Consider the following 16,723-nt stretch of genomic DNA (forward strand, 5'->3'; position numbering starts at 1 on the left):
GGCGAAGCTGAGAACTTAAGCGCCAGTAAACGGCGGTGGTAACTATAACCATCCTAAGGTAGCGAAATTCCTTGTCGGGTAAGTTCCGACCTGCACGAATGGCGTAACGACTTCTCGACTGTCTCAACCATAGGCCCGGTGAAATTGCATTACGAGTAAAGATGCTCGTTTCGCGCAGCAGGACGGAAAGACCCCGGGACCTTTACTATAGCTTGATATTGGTGTTCGGTTCGGCTTGTGTAGGATAGGTGGGAGACTTTGAAGCCGTGACGCCAGTCATGGTGGAGTCGCCGTTGAAATACCACTCTGGTCGTGCTGGATGTCTAACCTGGGTCCGTGATCCGGATCAGGGACAGTGTCTGGTGGGTAGTTTAACTGGGGCGGTTGCCTCCTAAAGAGTAACGGAGGCGCCCAAAGGTTCCCTCAGCCTGGTTGGCAATCAGGTGTTGAGTGTAAGTGCACAAGGGAGCTTGACTGTGAGACTGACGGGTCGAGCAGGTACGAAAGTAGGGACTAGTGATCCGGCGGTGGCTTGTGGAAGCGCCGTCGCTCAACGGATAAAAGGTACCCCGGGGATAACAGGCTGATCTTCCCCAAGAGTCCATATCGACGGGATGGTTTGGCACCTCGATGTCGGCTCGTCGCATCCTGGGGCTGGAGTAGGTCCCAAGGGTTGGGCTGTTCGCCCATTAAAGCGGTACGCGAGCTGGGTTTAGAACGTCGTGAGACAGTTCGGTCCCTATCCGCTGTGCGCGTAGGAGTGTTGAGAAGGGCTGTCCCTAGTACGAGAGGACCGGGACGGACGAACCTCTGGTGTGCCAGTTGTCCTGCCAAGGGCATGGCTGGTTGGCTACGTTCGGGAGGGATAACCGCTGAAAGCATCTAAGCGGGAAGCCTGCTTCGAGATGAGCACTCCCACCTCCTTGAGAGGGTAAGGCTCCCAGTAGACGACTGGGTTGATAGGCCGGATATGGAAGCCCTGTGAGGGGTGGAGTTGACCGGTACTAATAGGCCGAGGGCTTGTCCTCAGTTGCTCGCGTCCACTGTGTTGTTCTGAAACAACGACCCCCGCCGATACGGGTGGGTGGTGCACAGTTTCATAGTGTTTCGGTGGTCATAGCGTGAGGGAAACGCCCGGTTACATTCCGAACCCGGAAGCTAAGCCTCACAGCGCCGATGGTACTGCAGGGGGGACCCTGTGGGAGAGTAGGACGCCGCCGAACAATCATTCAGAAAAGCCCCTGTCCGGGAAACCGGGCAGGGGCTTTTCGTGTTTGGCCTCGATCTTTTAGCGCACCGACATGATGCCGGGCTGGTCCCGCAGATGCGGGGGGACCAGGAAGCGCGGCCGGTTGTACCAGACGATCGCGATTCCCGTCAGGCTGGTGGTGACGACGCCGACGAGGAGGATCAGCAGTACGACGACCAGAGCTGCGGACGGCGGAGGTGGGGTCGTGCCTCCTATGACACCCGCGGCGCTGAGGTATCCGCCCAGGCCGATCATGGCGCCGAGGAAGCACCCGCACGCCCCGAGCATCAGCAGGGCACGTTCTCCTCCGGCCAGTACGTTCGCCGCAAGTGACCGCGCCAGGAACGTGGAGGGAGTCTGGCCTCGCCAGCTCCGGATCCCCTGCCGGACGAGCGCCGTCCCGAACCAGATGAGGCACAGGGCGAGAACTGTTGTGAGGACAACCATCGTTCGGGCCTACCAATCGAAGAAGTCTGCGACGGCGTCAATGATCTCATCGGCTGTCAGATCAACGCCTCGGGAAAGCTCGAGGTTGGCGAGGGTGTTGGCAAGGCCGTGCCGACCTCGGGCGCGCGGACGGCTTCGACGGTCTCCCAGTCCTCGGCGCTGAGTTGGGCGAGGGCGGCGGAGAGGATGCCGTCCTGTTCCTTGAGGATGTGGTTGCGCAACTGGGCGAGGGCGTCGAGGAGTTGCCGCCGTGCCGCGGCGTTCCGGGGGTATCAGGCGTTGACGACGGGGGCGCCGATGGCGAAAGCGGTGTCGCCGGTGCCGAGGAGGAAGCGGCCGACGAGCAGCGCAGTGAGCGAGGAGTGGCCGATCAGGCCGAGGTAGAGCACTGGCTCGATGGTGGCGGCGGACACCAGCGGGAGCATCACCCGGCCGCGGTGCCGGTCGGTGAGCGCGCCGACCGGGATGCGGCCCAGGGAGCCGGTGATCACCGGGACCGCGGCCAGCAGCGACTGCTCGTGGAGGTGCTGGAGGTGCCTGGCCGCTGACCCCGTAACCGGTCGCCGTCGGCACACAGCGCTGCGCCCGGTGTGCGACGCGACCTGATCGCCGCACACCGGGCGCACCCGCCAAGGAAGTCGGACCCGCTCAGTCGGTGACGAGTTCCACCGACCTGATCATCCGCGTGCCGCGCGACACCGCGAGGCGGACCACGGTGCCGGGGGCGGGGGTGGGGGCGCCGGCGGGGAGGGCCCAGGCTCGGGTTTGGTCGGTGGTGCCGGTGTCGAGGGCGAGGAAGCGGGGGGACTTGGCGCGGCGGCGGGGTTCCATGCGGAGGACTTCGCCGGTGAGGGTGTGGGGGGCGCGCCGTTCCAGGGCGGCGAGGGTGAGGTAGTGGGCGGTGAGGGCGCCGAAGCAGACGATCACGACGGTTTCGGCGAGGGTCGGGCCCGGGTGGTTCAGGGCGTCGGACGCCCAGCCGCGGCGGCCGGCGAAGTTGCCGGGCATCATGCCGAGGAAGGCCAGGAACGCCGTCCAGCGGCTGAGGCGTCCGGCCACCAGGAGGGCGAGGACGGCGATGGCGACCCAGCCGGCGCTCAGCACCAGGCCGGGGCGGCGCACCGTCTCGGTCACGTCGGGGGCGGCGGCCCACTCGGGGCGGCGGAGGAGCGCGAAGACCGTCAGGCCGACGGCCACCACGGCTGCGGCGCCCGCGAGTTGGAGCAGCCGGGAGGTGCTGGCGCCGAAGCCGGGGCGGAGCCGGGGGTAGCGGATGCGGACGGGGCGCCAGGTGCCGCCGTAGGAGGACCAGACGCGGCGCTTGTCGCCGGAGTCGAAGCCGAGCAGGCGGGAGGTGCGGACGGTGACGCCGAGCGCGGCGGCGTAGGCGAGGTAGCGGTCCCAGACGGTGACGGCCGCGGGCGGCAGTTGGGCGAAGTCCTCGTGGGCGCGGAGCCAGGACCGGACTCCGGCCCAGTGGCCCGCGCGTTCGAGCCCGGACCGGGTCGCCCGTTCGCCGATCGCCAGCGCGAGCAGGAACCCGAGGGGGAAGATCGGAAGGGCGCCGAGCCCGGCTGCCGCGCGGACGCCGTGCCCGCCGGTGATGACGCCCAGCCCGAGGAGCACGCCGGGGGCGAACAGGCCGGTGAACAGCACACTGGAGAGCAGGGGGCCGAGCCGCGGCCGGGAGAGGCCGCGTCGGCGGGCCTCGGCGACGATCTCCCGGCGGAAGGCGCCGTTCCAGGCGGTCGCGCGTTCCTGCGCGCGGAAGGCGATCGCGCCGATGGGGGCGCCGGAGTCGCCGGCCTGCTCGGTGATCCGGTCGAGGACCCGCTGTTCGTAGGGGGCCAGGGCGGGGGAGGCCTTGCCGGTGAGGTGCACCGTGCTCTGCGCGGGGTCGTCGGCGGGCTGGCGGATCTCGACCAGTCCGCGCGCCGCGAGGTCCAGCAGGGTCGCGGCGGCGGCGTGGTCCACGGAACGCCAGTGGTTCGACAACAGGGCGACCACGGCCGGTCGTTCGGGCTCGTCGCCGAGTTCCTGCGTCGCGGGGCCGGGGCGGACGGTGCCGTTCCGGGTGGCGACCAGGGAGATGCCGTAGACCACGAGCCAGAGCGCGGCCACGCCGGCGCCGGCCCAGTACAGCTGGGCGTCGAGGCTCACGCGAGGTTCACCCGGGGTGCGTCCTGCGCGGTGGCCCCGGCCTCGAAGTACTCCCGTCGGGCGTGCCCGCCGCCGAACCCGGAGACGACGTTGCCGGGGAAGCTCTCCAGCGCGGTGTGGTAGGTCTGGACGGCGCTGTTGTAGAACTGCCGCGCGTAGGCGATCTTGTCCTCGGCGGTGGTCAACTCGGCCTGCAGCTTGAGGAAATGCTGGTCCGCCTTCAACTGCGGGTAGGCCTCGGCGAGGGCGAGCACCTTGCCGAGGGCGGCGGTCAGCAACTCCTCCGCGACCGCCTTGTTGGTGACGCCGAGCCCGGCCTCCTCCGCCGCCCCGCGCGCGGTGATGACGGCCTCCAGCGTGCCCCGCTCGTGCGCCGCGTACCCGCGCGCACCCTCGACCAGGTTCGGTATCAGCTCGTGCCGGCGCTTCAGCTGGACGTCGATCTGCGCCCAGGACGCCTGCGTCTGGTTGCGCAGCCGGATCAGCCGGTTGTACGTCCTGACGACCCACCACAGCAGCACCGCGACCAGCACGGCAAGGACGCCGCCCACGACGAGACCCACGTTGTTCCCCCCTGTTGTCGAGACCTCTCGCCGGGGTGTTCCGGCAGGTCGGGGGCGATCATAGGGCCGGCGACCGTTCGAATGCCCCCGATTAATCGAAAGCGGCAGCGAATCGAGACCGGGAGGGGCCTGGGCGGCGCCCGGCCGGGAGGGGCCGGGCGCCGGTGTGTGGGGCGGGGTCAGTTCCAGATGTCGTTGAGGGGGGTCGCGTACTGGTCGTTCTGGGTCAGGCGGCCAGGGAGGCGCAGGCCCTCTTCGACGGTGCGCAGGATGCTGTAGTGGTTGTAGGGGGCGGGGGAGCGGTAGCCGGGCTTGGTGAGGCCGGGGGAGCCGGTGACGATGGTGGGGATGCGCTGGCCGTGGTTGTTGTCGTCCTCGTCGAAGGTGATGACGAGCAGGGAGCGCTGCTGCGTCCAGGCGGGGGAGGCGAACAGCTTGGGGAGGTTGGTGCGCATCCAGGTGTCGCCGGTGGCGACGTCGCAGTTGTGCATGGTGTTGCAGCTGTTGGGCTCGAACCAGACGAAGTCGGGTGTGGTGGCAGGGGATTGGAGGTCGGACCAGAGCCGGGTGATCGGCTGGAGCTTGTCCTGGCAGCGGGCGGTGTCGCCGATGACGTCCTTGAAGTAGACGAACGGGATGTTGTCAGCGTCGTAGTTGCCGCTGGAGCTCAGGTTGCAGGGCGACTTCATGTCCTCGACGTAGCCGCGCCAGGACCGGCCGGCCTGCTCGACCAGGTTGCCGAGGTGCGGCGCGGTGACGGACCCGGTGAGCGCCGGGTAGGGGTTGTCGGTCCGGCCGAAGGTGGAACCGCCGGACACCGCGAGGTAGTTGGGGTCGCTGGGGTGGACGACGCCGTAGGACTGGGTGAGCGTGACGCCGCTGTTCGCCAGCTGGTTCAGATAGGGCGCGGCGGAGCTGCCGATCACCTGGTCGTAGGACCTGTTCTCCAGCATCACGAAGAACACGTGGTCCAGCGAGGGCACTTGGGACGGGACGGGGGCCGGCAGGGCGGGTGCGGGGACAGCGGCCGAGATGGTCAGCGACAGGTTGTCCGCGTAGGCGTCGTTGTACGCGGTGCCGGTGCGGCTCGCCTCGCGGGTCAGTTGCAGGGCGACGGCGATGCTGCGGGTGCCGGCGGGGAGGGTGCCGGTGGCGGTGCGCTGGAGCAGGGCGGTGGCCAGGCCGCGGTCGGTGGCGCTGACCGGCCCGATCCGGGTGGTGCCGAGGGACGCGCCGGAGCCGCCGAGGAAGGTGGCCGTGAGGGTGGCGGTGGAGTTCTCCGTGGCGTAACCGCCCAGCCAGCCCGAGAGGTTGTACGTCACGCCGCCCGCGTCGATCGGGCCGGACGCGGCCGACACGTCGGCGGTCTGGGAGAGCGTGGAGCTGCCGACCGGGCCGCCGGAGAAGAAGGCGTTGCCGCGGTTGCCCGGGCCGGAGGTGCCGTTCGACGGGAAGCCGTTCGGCGCGCCGTACGCCACGGCGGTCGGGACGCCGGTGGTCTGCCAGCCGGGGAGCGTCACGCCGTCGTAGCCGCTGACGGAGGCGTCGGCGCACTCGGCGTCCCCGTTGACGATCAGGTTGGGGCTGCCGGTGGCTCCGGGCGCGGTGACGGAGAAGCGGGCGGGCCGGGCGAGCGCCGTGTAGCCGTCGTTGGAGAGGTAGTTGGCCGTGTAGGCGCCCGGGGCGAGCGTGCCGGTGGCGAGGGAGACCGAGCCGGTGCCGTTCGGCGCGTAGGCCCAGACGGGGGCCGGACTCCCGCCCGGCTGCTGGCCGTTGTCGGGGTAGATGCCGATCCAGTTGGTCGCGGAGACCCGGCCGGTGCCGTAGGAGGCGACCACCGCCTGGCCCTGCGGGTACGAGGTCTGGCCGACGCACAGCACGCTGTTCTGGGTGTCGAGGACGGCCGAGGAGGTCACGGTGAACAGCACCGGCGCGGCCAGCGGCGTGTAGCCGTTGTTGGCGAGCAGGTAACTGAGGTAGCTGCCGGGCGCCAGCGAGCCCGCGGACAGGGTGACCGTTCCGCCGCTGTTCGGGGCGTACGCCCAGGCCAGCGAGTTCGTCCCGCTGCCGGGGCCCTTCGCGGGGTCGGTGGAGTAGATGCCGACCCAGTTGGTGGCGGAGGGCCGGTCGGTGCTGTACGTCACCGCCAGCGCCGAAGTCCGGCCCTGGACGTAGCTGGTGGTGGCCATGCCGACCGAGCTGCCCGCGGCGACGGCCGGGGTCGGCAGGAGCGGGACGAGCAGGGCCACGACGGCGAGGAGCAGTAGGTGCAGCCGTCGGTGCGCGGACGGGTTCCGCATAGGGGCACTCTCCTGAGGGTGGGAGGGCTGGGGATGGGTGCGCGCCAGGATCGCAGGCCCGGTGCTGCGGCCTCAAGAAGTACCGGCGGAACTCCTCGCGACGCCCGTGTGAAGAAGTTGTTCGGCCAACTGTCCCGCACCGAAGGTTTCGCCAGCCCCTACCGATCGGTAACGATCCGTCAATTTCCGGTTTCCACACGCGTGTTGGCGGATCGTTGATAACCTGCTTGCGCAGTCCCATGTCCTTCCGGGCTGGCGCAATGTGGCCGGCCGCCAATGTACGGTCAAGTCTTCTGTGTGCTGCGCCCATTGGGCCGGTGTCATGATCGCCGGAAGGATCCGCGGTCATGACTACGCGAGTAAACCTTCTGTCGCGATGGCTGGTGGCCCCCTTGCGGTGGGCGGCCCTGCTGTCGGTGCTGGTGTCGGTCGGAGTGTTCTTCGCCGGAGCGGGGGCGGCGCAGGCCGCGCCTGCCTGCGGGGTGCTGTCCACCGGCGGGGCGTCGCAGGCGAACGCCGCGGTGCGGGCGGCCTGCGGGCTGATCGGGACTCCGTACTCGTGGGGCGGCGGCCACGGTTCGCAGCCGGGGCCGACGTACGGGATCTGCGACTCGTCCAACGGCGCCCCGAACGACTGCAACGTCCGCGGCCTGGACTGCTCCGGGATGGTCCGCTACGCCTACTCGCTGGCGGTCGGCGCGGACGTCATCAACGGCACCACGCGGACCCAGTGGCCGACGTCGCGGGCGGTGGCCCGCTACTTGCGGGCGGACGGGACGGGGCCGCTGCTGCCCGGTGACCTGGTGTACTTCGGCAGTACCGCCTCCACCATCCACCACGTGGCGATGTATCTGGGGCAGGGCTGGATCGTCGAGGCCCCGTACTCCGGCGGGTACGTCCAGGTGGCGGCGCTGTCCTCGCACGGCGACTACTACGGCGCGATCCGGCTGTACGGCGCCGGCAACACCACCCCGGCGCCGAACCCGCCGCCGGCCGGTGGCGGGCAGTACTGGGTGAACACCTTCGCCACCGCGCCGGTGTTCGCCTCGCCGACCTCCACCAGCAGCACGGGGACGCTGTACCAGGGCACCAACTACGTGTACTGCAAGACCTGGGGCCGTGAGGTGTCGAACGGCAGCGCCTTCAACCACTGGTGGCTGAAGACCGACCCGGACGTCGGCCCGAGCAGCCAGTGGGTGTCGGCGTTCTACCTCTCCGGGTGGGGCAACGACGTGGCCAAGGACAACAACGGCGCGGTCATCCCGGACTGCGCGGGCGGCGGCGCCCCGGCCCCGACCGGCAAGTACTGGGTGGACACCTTCGCCAGCGTCCCCGTGTACGCCTCCGCGACCTCCGGCAGCGCCGGCCCCACCGGGACGCTGTACCAGGGCACCAACTACGTGTACTGCAAGGTGTGGGGCCGCGAGGTGTCCAGCGGCGGCAGCTACAACCACTGGTGGCTGAAGACCGACCCGGACGTCGGCCCGAAGGGGCAGTGGGTGTCGGCGTTCTACCTGACGCGGTGGGGCAGTGACCAGGCCAAGGACAACAACGGCGTGACCATCCCCGACTGCTGACACGACGCCGGCCCCCGTCGAAGGCGGGGGCCGGCGCGTGCGGACGGGGAGGCTACGGGGTCGGGCAGTTCTCGTCGATCTTGTACTGGAGCGCCCTCGGGTAGTCGTGCCGGCTGAGCCGGACGCGGGCCAGGATCGGCGCGTGGTTGAGCTGGTTGGTCGGGTCGGCGAGTTCGGTGAGGAGGGTGTCGAGCTCGGCATAGGTGCTGAGCTTGAAGCCGTGCATCTGGTCCTTCTCGCTGCCGAAGACCTGCGCCAGCTTCTCGTAGTGCCACGGGTGCAGCACGTTGTAGAAGTCGGCGCCGTCGGACGGCTTCTGCTGGTAGTAGCAGGGGCTGACCAGCATCTGTTCGATGCCGTAGAAGCCTTCGTTGTCGAGGACGAAGACCACCGGCCGCAGGTGGTGGCGCACCTGGGTGGACAGCTCCTGGCAGATCTCCTGGAACGAGCCGTCGCCGACGAACACCATCGGGCGCTTCAGCGGCTCCTGCCGGCCGAAGGCCACGCCGGTGGCGGCGCCGACCGAGTAGCCGATGGACAGCCAGCTGTTCTGCGCGAGGAAGCCGGCCCGCTCGTTGATCCGCAGGTTCATCGAGCCGAGCAGCGAGAACGCCGCGTCCGAGACCACGGTGAACGGCGAGGGGGCCTTCGGGTCGCCGCCGGTGGCCTCGAACTGCAGGAAGTGGTTCATCCGTTCGAAGAATCCGTCGTAGGTCAGCTCGGTCTTCTTGTGGTGCTTGGCGCTGAGCGAGCCGAGGAACTCGGCGGTGGTGGCGGGGACGTCCAGGCCCGCCTTGTGGGCCAGCGCGAAGTGGTCGGCCGGGAAGGTCTTTCCGGCCAGCGCGGTCTTCAACGCGGGGACGAAGTTGCGGAGTTGGACGTCGGGGTAGTACATGGCGCCGACGCTGACGCCGCCGCGGGCGGCCACGATCCAGTCGTCGCCGATGGACTGCTCGCCGTTCAGGTTCTTGGACGTGGACCAGGTGCCGAGGCCGATCCGGCAGCCCGCGTTCTTGAAGGTGTCGCGGATCTCCGGAAGGCTCGCCTTGCCGTTGTACACGCCGGCGAACAGCGGGTGCTGCTCGGAGACCACGGACTTCGCGCCGACGGTGGTGCAGAACTGCATCTTGGTGGCCTCGACGAACTCCACCAGTTCGTTCTCCAGCCGCTGGTGCATGAGTTCCTCGCCGGCCCACACGATCGGCGTCTTGAACTTCGTGATCAGCTCGACCGCCGCCGCCACGGCCTTGGCCAGGATGTCCTGGTTCCGCTTGGTGAACGGCCGCTCGTGCGCCCGGAGTTGACCCTGCGGGGGGTCGCAGGGCGCGTGCCAGAGGTCGTCCATGACCTCCAGGTAGACGGGCTTGCGCTCGGTCAGGCAGGCGGTGATGGCGCTGTCGATCTGCGAGGGCGCAAGACCGGGGTTGGAGAGCACCTGCGCGTCCACCGTGACCTGCCGGTAGACCTCCAGGTTGGCCTCCCGGCGCGGGCTCATGTGGGAGGTGAGCAGGCCCACCGCCTGGAAGTTGAGCCACTGTTCGTAGGACGGCGCACCGTTGATCGCGATCAGCGGCACGTCCTCGACGTACGCGCCGCCGATGGTGTTGAGCAGGCTGAACGCGCCCACGCCGTACGTCACCGCGACGGCGGCGACGCCCTGTTCGGGCTGGTCGGGGGCGGCGTCGGCGAGCCGCACCCGGGCGTAGCCGTCGGCGGCGTAGCCGGCGCCCATCTCGGTCGGGGTGCCGACCCAGCGCACCGACGTGGTGTCCTGCATGATCGACAGGAACGGGCCGAGCAGGTCGCCCGGCACACCGAACAGGTACCGGATGCCCAACTGTTCGAGCCTGGTGGCCAGGTAGCGACCCACGGTCCACTCGGTCTTGTTGCTCATCGCTGAAGTGCCTCCTCTTGGTTCTCCTGGCGGAGCTGGACTTCGGGCCGCAGCGCCCGGCGCGTCGCGGCCGGCGCCGCCGCCTCGTGCACGGCGAGCGCCGCGCGGACGGCGGTCTCCACCGCGCCCTCGATCCAGGCGTGCTTGAGCGAGATGTGCTCGCCCGCGAAGTGGACGGGGCCTTCCGCCTTGCCCGCGTCGAGGTGGAAGCTGGTCATCTGGTGCGGGGTGTACACCGCCGCCTCACCGAAGGCGTACGGGTCGCGCAGCCAGCTCTGGGTCTTGCCGTAGCCGGTGTAGAACACCTCGATCCGGCGGCCGTGCACCGACTGGAGGTTGCGCAGCGCGTAGACGTAGCGCTCGTCGTCCTCCATGGAGTCCCAGCGCGCCGCGTCGTCCGACCAGCTGTAACTGGCCAGCACCACGCCGCCGCCGTCGCCCTCGGCCACCGGGTGGGACGGGTAGTACATGAAGCGGTTCGGGTTGTCGGTGGTCGAGCCGCCGCCGAAGCAGTCGGTGGCGGGACGGACGCTCGCCCGCAGCAGCGGGGTGTGCCGGTAGACCTCCAACTGGCCTTCGCTGATCCGGCGTTCGTCCACGCTGCGGTGCGCGCCGAGCAGCGTCTCCGGCAGGTTGCGCGGCGGCCGGTGGCCGTTGTGGGCGGCGGCCACGGCAGCCTCGGCGTCGTCCTCGCCCGCCCGTTGGTAGTACTCGTACAGACCCGGTGCGATGGAGTCGAGTTCGGCCTGCCAGTCCGCCTCGGTGAACTCCCACCAGCGGCGGGAGAACTCGAGCAGCACCTTGGTGGCCTGGTCGTAGTGGGTCTCGATGATCGCCCGGCGCTTCTTGTACGAGAACGGCGGCGTCACCTGGACGAAGGTCAGCGCCGAGAACGGCACGGTGACGATCGCCAAGTCGCCCTTCCAGACGGTGGGTTCGGCGTCCGGCTGGTCCTCGGGGACGGTGTGGACGGCGACCTGCGCCCCGGTCGGGCCGACGTCCCGGGCGCCGCCGCCGTCCCGGCGCGGGTCCCAGTACTCCATGCGGATCATCCGCCGGCCCATCCGGAGTTCGTCCCGCAGCTGCTCGGCGAGGGTCTCGGGCAGCATCCGGGTGCCGCCCTCGATCTCCCAGTAGGTGACGTTCGGGTTGATGTCGCTGCGGCCCAGGAAGGAGTGGAAGAAGGCCAGGTGCAGCCGGGAGGTCATGTTCTCGATGGTGCCGATCGCCTCGATCGCCTCGTCGCTGAAGCCCGCGTACTCGCGCAGGAAGCGGCCCATCGAGTAGCCGTCGAAGTCGTGGATCACCCGGGCCCAGCCGTCCAGCCACTCGGCGAACGGCTTGTTCACCCGCTGGCCGTCCTTGAGGTCCGAGTAGTAGTCGCGCACCGGGTCCAGCGCCTGGCTGATCATCGTGGAGGTGGTGATCCGCGCCTCCTCGCCGGTGAGGTGGAAGCCCTCGTTGATGCTGGTCGGGTCGTCGGCGTACTCCTTGCGGCGGGTCTGGATCCGGTTGGTGCGGATCCAGGAGTTGTTGCGCTTGACCGGCTCGCGGAACTCGGGGCTGTCGGAGCCGTACTTCCAGACCGTGCCGTCGAAGGACTCGTAGACCACCGGCGGGACGGGCGCGTTCTGGTTGCCGGTGTCGGGGTCGATGTCGACGTTGAAGAACAGCCGCCGTTTCAGGCCGAGGCTGTCGATCAGCGCGAGGGTGAGCGGGTGGAAGCTGGGCAGCCGCATCGCCCCGGCCTCCGCGTACTGCTTCGGGTCGTGGAACGGGCCGTCGCCCTCGCCCGCGTTGTCGCCGGCGTGGAAGGTCTTGATCCGGCCGCCCACCCGGCTGGCGTTGGCCTCCAGGATGGTGACGTTGTGCCCGGCGTCCTTGAGCAGCTTGCCGGCGACCAGGCCCGCGATGCCCGCGCCGATGATCAGCACGTCCTTGCGGGCGCCGTTCGGCGGAATGCCGTCCTTGATCAGGACGTCGAGGTAGCGCAGCTTCAGGTCCTCGCCGTCCGGGCCGACCAGCAGCAGTTCGCGGGCCAACTGCTGGGCGGTGTGCCGGCGGGCGCTCTCGTCGGAGGGGTTCTTCACGGGTGTCTCCTCGGTGGGTGGGGCGGTCAGGAACCGACGGGCTTGTTGGGGAGGTCCTGGCCCCCGGCGAGCAGCCGCAGCGTGGTGATCGAAGGAGTGAAGGCGTACAGCGCGCCCGTGGTGTGGACGAAACGCTTCATGTCGACGGTGCCGTGGGTGCCGTCCGCGAGCCCGATCTCGGCCTTGCCGGCCAGGCCGACGACCTTGTCGAAGCCGTTGGGGGCGGGTGTGGAGCCGTTCGGCTTTCCGGGCGGGAAGGTGTCGCTGTTGGCCCAGAACCGCTGCACCACCTCGAACTGCTCCTCCAGCGAGGTGCCGTAGCAGACGAACATCAGCCCGCGGTCCACGCCGTCGTCGTTCGCTCCGCCCGGGAACTGCACGCCGTACGGGATGCCCCGGCGCATCAGGCGGTGGCTCTTCGGGTGGCCGTCGCCGTTGCCCGCGAAGACCCGCGGGTGGGTGCGGCGGATGTGCGCGACCCACGGGGTGTGCTCGCCGGCCGGGTCGTTGCTGTAGTCGAAGTCGTTGCGGTCGGAGCCGACGCCGGTCACGGTGCCGTTCGGCGGGGCGAGCGGCGTGCCGTCCTTGAACCGGCCGACCAGGCAGGCGCCGAGGCGGGTCGGGTCCATCGTCCCGGTGAACTTGGTGGCACCGTCGATCACCGCGGCGTTCCAGCCCGCGACGTCCTGGCGCAGGCGGCGCACCACCTGGAAGGAGCCGTTCGCCATCCACTGCGGAGCCGGCCGGTCGCCGTTCTCGCTCTTCTGGCCGAAGACGAACTCGCCCGGTTCGATCAGCTCGGTGCCGGCGTGCATGTCGCGGACGCCGGGCTGGTCCGGGCTCTCCGGGTGGAAGTCCTTCACGCCGGGCTGGGAGATGCCGTCCTTGTAACCGAAGTGCTCGTGGCCCTTCAACAGGCCCGTCAGGGTGCGGCCCTCGTCCACGTGGACGCGGACGATCTGGTTGGCGTTCTCGACCGCGTCGAGGTTCTTCAGCTTCTCCTGCAGCATCTCGTCGGTGTCCGCGGCGACGATCAGCACCGCGTGCACGACCTGGTTGCCGGTTCCGGCGCCGAACAGCCACTGCTTGGGGTCGCTCTCGTCGGTGTCGCCGAGGTCGGCGGCCCGGGCGGCCGCGCCCGCGAGGAAGGACTGCATCTTGTTGTCCTCGAGGTCCTTCCGGACCTGATCGGGCTTGTTGGCGACCGCCATCAGGCCGTCGAAGGTGAGCGACACCCCGCAGCGGACGGTGACCAGGTTGGGGTCGCGGCCGAACGCCCGGCGGGCCAGCGAGAACTGCTCGTTGAAGTCCTCGGTCTCACTGGTCGTCGAGACGGTGTTGAGGATCGCGGAGAGCCAGCCGCGACCTCTGGCGGCGTCCGGGAAGTGCAGGTAGCGGAAGTCCATGAAGTCCTTGTTGAACGCCGCCAGGATGTTGCCCTGAATGTCGGTGCTCGTCCGCAGCGGCGGCTGGGGCAACTGCTCGATGGCGGGCACGCCGGCGGGACGGGCGGAGGTGGTGGTCACGGTCGGGCTCCTCGAGTGCAGGCAGGACTGATCGCACAGCGCGATCGGGTCAGCACTCAACGTAGCTGCCGTGCGGAGAGTCCTGCCAACCGAACGTCGGCTTCCGGACGCAACGAAGGCCTCTTGCATACCTCTGCCGTCGCTCTGCCGGGCGGCTGACAGGCACTCGGCAGAGTCGTGCCCACACCGACCGCAGGACGTACGGAGGGCACGGCGATGACGATCAGCACGAACGTGAGCACCAGCACGAACGGAGCGGCGAGGCGCGGCACCCTGGCGGCCGCGGAGCCGGCCGTACTGGCGGCCGCGCTGCCGCTCACCGCCGTCCCGGCCGCGCAGGCCGTGCCCGCCGCGCAGGCCTCCGCCGCCACCCAGGGCCGGCCCGCGTGGTGCCCGGACGTCCCGGGGCACCAGGTCGACTGCACGACCATGCGCCGCCCGCTGGTCACGGACGAGCCGCGCCTCGGCGGCATCGACGTGAGCTACGCCGTGGTGCGCCACAGCAACCCCGGCCCGGCACTGGGCACCGTCGCGATCAACCCCGGCGGCCCCGGCGAGACCCTGATCGACCGGGCCGAGCAGGTGGCCGGCGTGCTGCAGGGAGTGCTGGACGACTACGACGTGCTGCTGCTGGACCCGCGCGGCACCGGCCGCTCCGACCGGCTGCCCTGCGACGTCACCGAGGCCGAGTACCGCTGGCCCCGCGGGCCGGCCAGCGCGAGGCCGTCGCCGAGTGCGCGGAGGAACTCGGCCCGCGCGCCCGCGGCTACACCAGCGCCGCCACCGCCGACGACATCGACGCCGCCCGCGAACGCCTCGCCACCCCGCTGCCCGCCGCCGGACGCGACGAGGTCGGCGGCCTCACCCGGGCCTTCGAATCGATGGTCGGCGCGCTGCGCCGCTCCCGCGAGCAGCAGCAGCGCCTGGTCCAGGACGCCGGCCACGAACTCCGCACACCGCTGACCTCGGTGCGCGGCTGCGCCGAACTCCTCCAGCGCGCCCGCGGCCGGCTCGCCCCCGAGGACGAGGAGCAGATCCTCGCCACCCTGGTCAACGAGACCGTCGCACTCGACGAAATCGTGCGCGAGCTGGTCGAGTTGGCCACCGACCGGCAGACCGCGGAGGACCGGGAGCCGCTCGACCTGCCGGCCGCCGCCGAGGGCCCCGAGCCGCTCGACCTGCCGGCCGCCGCCGAGGGCCCCGAGCCGCTCGACCTGCCGGCCGCCGCCGAGGGCCCCGAGCCGCTCGGTGCCGGCCGCCGCCGAGGACAGCGCCCGGCGGTTCCAGCGCCGCACCGGCCGCGAGATCGCCGTCACCGCCGAGGCCCCCGTGCCGGTGCTGGCCCGTCCGCGCGCCCTGCAACGCTGCGTGGACAACCTGGTGGGCAACGCCGTCAAGTTCAGCCCCGACGACACCCCGGTGGAGATCCGGATCACCGGCACCCGGCTGTCTGTGCGCGACCACGGACCCGGCATCGCCCCCAGCGAGCGGCAGGCCGTCTTCGAACGCTTCTTCCGCGCCGCCGGCACCCAGGCCACCCCCGGCTCCGGGCTGGGCCTGGCCATCGTCCACGACCTGGTCGCCGCCGACGGCGGCACCGTCTTCGCCACCGCGGCCCCCGGCGGCGGCGCCGAGGTCGGCTTCCGGCTGCCGCCGGCTACGAGTGAAAGCTGATTTCCGGGTTGCCGGGGGTCGGGCCGTCGAGCAGCGGCTGCGGGATGCCCTTCAGCTGGAGGTCGAAGAACGCCGCGACGTACTGCCGGGTCAGCTCGATGCCGCGCTCGGGGGCGATCGTGGTGGTGGGCGGGTGCGGGAGGCCGAGCTGGCCGGCGAGCAGCGGGATGTCGGTGAAGGAGTGGTGCTCGGCGCCGGCCAGGGTCAGCCAGCGCTTCCAGCCGTCGAGGTTCCTCCAGGCATCCGTCCAGCTGGCGTCCTTCCCGCCGTCCATCTGGTGCTCGATCATCAGGAACGGCTTGCCCTTGAGGCCGGTGGCGGGCACGCCGTAGTCCATGCTGCCGTCGAGGTTGACCCCGGCCCGGACCCGGTCGTCGCTCAGCAGGGTCGGGACGGTCGCCGCGCCGCCGACCGAGTGCCCGGCCATGCCGATCCGGTCGTGGTCGATCAGGCGGGCGTAGCGCCAGGCCGGGTGCGGGCGGGTGGTGAGCTGGTCGAGGACGAAGGCGACGTCCTTCGCCCGGCTCGCGTCCAGGTTCGCCCAGTCCTCCCTGGGGCCGAACTTGCCGCACATGACGCAGGTGGTGGTGTGCCCGTCGGGGAACGTCGTCCCGCTGTTCTCGTAGGTGTGGTCGATCAGCGCGACGACGTAGCCGCGGCTGCTCAAGTCCTCGGCGAGCGCGGTCAGTTCGGTGCGCGGCATGGTGAAGCCGGGGGAGAGCACGACCAGCGGGAACCGGCCGTGCTGCGGCAGCGCGTCCGTCCTGGACCACGTCCGGGTGTCCGCGACCAGCTCGGCGGGGATGGTGTTGCCGGGCACCTTCGCGTCCAGCAGCAGCCGCGCCGCCTCGGGCGTCATGTACGGGGCCGGCCCGCCGGTGCCCGGCTTCGCGGGGTAGTACATGGAGACCATGAGTTGGCGGGGGCCGGCGGACGGGACCCAGGGGTCGGTCCGGTCCTGGTCGGTCAGGTGCAGGAGCTGCCGGCCGACCCCGAACGGCCCCGTGGGTCGCGGGAGTTCGAGCTGGACGCTGGCCTGGATGGTGGCGGTGGCAGATGCGGGTGCGGCCAGCGCGGGCGCGGCGGTAGCGACTGCCAGCGGGAGAGCGAGCAGGAGGGCGGTTGCCGCGGCGGCGCGACGGATTCGGGTCATGGACCTCAACGTAGGTCGGCGGTGGGCGAGTTGGCGTCACGTCGGAGGCGTAAGGGATCCCACTGAGAACGCGGCGGGGTGCGGGCCGCG

Annotated in this window: 11 protein-coding genes, 2 rRNA genes and 2 pseudogenes; 5 read left to right on the top strand and 10 right to left on the bottom strand. The window is 70.3% G+C overall.

All coding sequences use genetic code 11. The features are described 5' to 3' along the window. Positions 1-1,028 (top strand): 23S ribosomal RNA (locus ACGFWJ_RS05295); the annotation flags it as partial. 78 nt (positions 1,029-1,106) lie between these two features. Then, positions 1,107-1,223: ribosomal RNA gene (gene rrf, locus ACGFWJ_RS05300) — 5S ribosomal RNA — on the top strand. Between the two features lie 65 nt (positions 1,224-1,288). On the opposite strand, the gene ACGFWJ_RS05305 is transcribed toward rrf, so the two are convergent. From ACGFWJ_RS05305 to ACGFWJ_RS05330, 6 genes and pseudogenes are all read right to left on the bottom strand, one after another. Next, positions 1,289-1,696: a hypothetical protein gene (locus ACGFWJ_RS05305; protein WP_392945487.1), complete on the bottom strand. Its 408-nt coding sequence runs from the start codon at positions 1,694-1,696 to the stop codon at positions 1,289-1,291. 56 nt (positions 1,697-1,752) lie between these two features. Then, positions 1,753-1,917: a hypothetical protein gene (locus ACGFWJ_RS05310; protein WP_392946515.1), complete on the bottom strand. Its 165-nt coding sequence runs from the start codon at positions 1,915-1,917 to the stop codon at positions 1,753-1,755. A gap of 25 nt (positions 1,918-1,942) precedes the next feature. Further along, positions 1,943-2,214: pseudogene (locus ACGFWJ_RS05315) on the bottom strand (MFS transporter); the annotation flags it as partial. 130 nt (positions 2,215-2,344) lie between these two features. Further along, positions 2,345-3,856 carry a DUF2207 family protein gene (locus ACGFWJ_RS05320; RefSeq protein ID WP_392945488.1) on the bottom strand — a complete coding sequence of 504 codons (1,512 nt, stop codon included), beginning with the start codon at positions 3,854-3,856 and terminating at the stop codon, positions 2,345-2,347. Then, positions 3,853-4,419 (bottom strand): LemA family protein, encoded by a 567-nt coding sequence (locus tag ACGFWJ_RS05325; protein WP_392945490.1) that lies wholly within the window; start codon positions 4,417-4,419, stop codon positions 3,853-3,855. Before ACGFWJ_RS05325 ends, ACGFWJ_RS05320 begins: the two co-directional genes overlap by 4 nt. Positions 4,420-4,598: 179 nt before the next feature. After that, on the bottom strand, positions 4,599-6,719 hold the full coding sequence (locus ACGFWJ_RS05330) for an alkaline phosphatase family protein (protein ID WP_392945492.1): 2,121 nt from the start codon (positions 6,717-6,719) through the stop codon (positions 4,599-4,601). 347 nt (positions 6,720-7,066) lie between these two features. On the opposite strand from ACGFWJ_RS05330, the gene ACGFWJ_RS05335 reads away from it, so the two are divergent. Further along, a complete protein-coding gene (locus ACGFWJ_RS05335; RefSeq protein WP_392945494.1) occupies positions 7,067-8,296 on the top strand; it encodes a C40 family peptidase in 1,230 nt (409 codons plus the stop codon). A 52-nt stretch (positions 8,297-8,348) separates the two neighbouring features. On the opposite strand, the gene ACGFWJ_RS05340 is transcribed toward ACGFWJ_RS05335, so the two are convergent. Genes ACGFWJ_RS05340 through ACGFWJ_RS05350 form a run of 3 tightly spaced genes read right to left on the bottom strand, consistent with a single transcriptional unit; the run spans position 8,349 to position 13,806 of the window. Beyond that, positions 8,349-10,190 (bottom strand): alpha-keto acid decarboxylase family protein, encoded by a 1,842-nt coding sequence (locus ACGFWJ_RS05340; protein WP_387864385.1) that lies wholly within the window; start codon positions 10,188-10,190, stop codon positions 8,349-8,351. Further along, positions 10,187-12,280 (bottom strand): flavin monoamine oxidase family protein, encoded by a 2,094-nt coding sequence (locus tag ACGFWJ_RS05345; protein ID WP_392945496.1) that lies wholly within the window; start codon positions 12,278-12,280, stop codon positions 10,187-10,189. The genes ACGFWJ_RS05340 and ACGFWJ_RS05345 overlap by 4 nt, the downstream gene beginning before the upstream one ends. Before the next feature lie 26 nt (positions 12,281-12,306). Next, positions 12,307-13,806: a Dyp-type peroxidase gene (locus ACGFWJ_RS05350; protein WP_392945498.1), complete on the bottom strand. Its 1,500-nt coding sequence runs from the start codon at positions 13,804-13,806 to the stop codon at positions 12,307-12,309. Positions 13,807-14,195: 389 nt separating this feature from the next. Here ACGFWJ_RS05350 and ACGFWJ_RS05355 point away from each other — a divergent pair. Both ACGFWJ_RS05355 and ACGFWJ_RS05360 read left to right on the top strand, forming a co-directional pair. Continuing rightward, positions 14,196-14,852 (top strand): annotated as a pseudogene (locus tag ACGFWJ_RS05355) (histidine kinase dimerization/phospho-acceptor domain-containing protein); the annotation flags it as partial. A gap of 202 nt (positions 14,853-15,054) precedes the next feature. Next, a complete protein-coding gene (locus ACGFWJ_RS05360) occupies positions 15,055-15,480 on the top strand; it encodes a sensor histidine kinase (protein WP_392945500.1) in 426 nt (141 codons plus the stop codon). Here the strand turns inward: ACGFWJ_RS05360 and ACGFWJ_RS05365 are convergent. Continuing rightward, positions 15,464-16,633: an alpha/beta hydrolase family protein gene (locus tag ACGFWJ_RS05365; RefSeq protein ID WP_392945502.1), complete on the bottom strand. Its 1,170-nt coding sequence runs from the start codon at positions 16,631-16,633 to the stop codon at positions 15,464-15,466. The two genes, ACGFWJ_RS05360 and ACGFWJ_RS05365, sit on opposite strands and share 17 nt — an antisense overlap. Positions 16,634-16,723 lie beyond the last annotated feature (90 nt).

Source organism: Kitasatospora sp. NPDC048407, from assembly GCF_043200475.1.
Taxonomy (GTDB): Bacteria; Actinomycetota; Actinomycetes; order Streptomycetales; family Streptomycetaceae; genus Kitasatospora.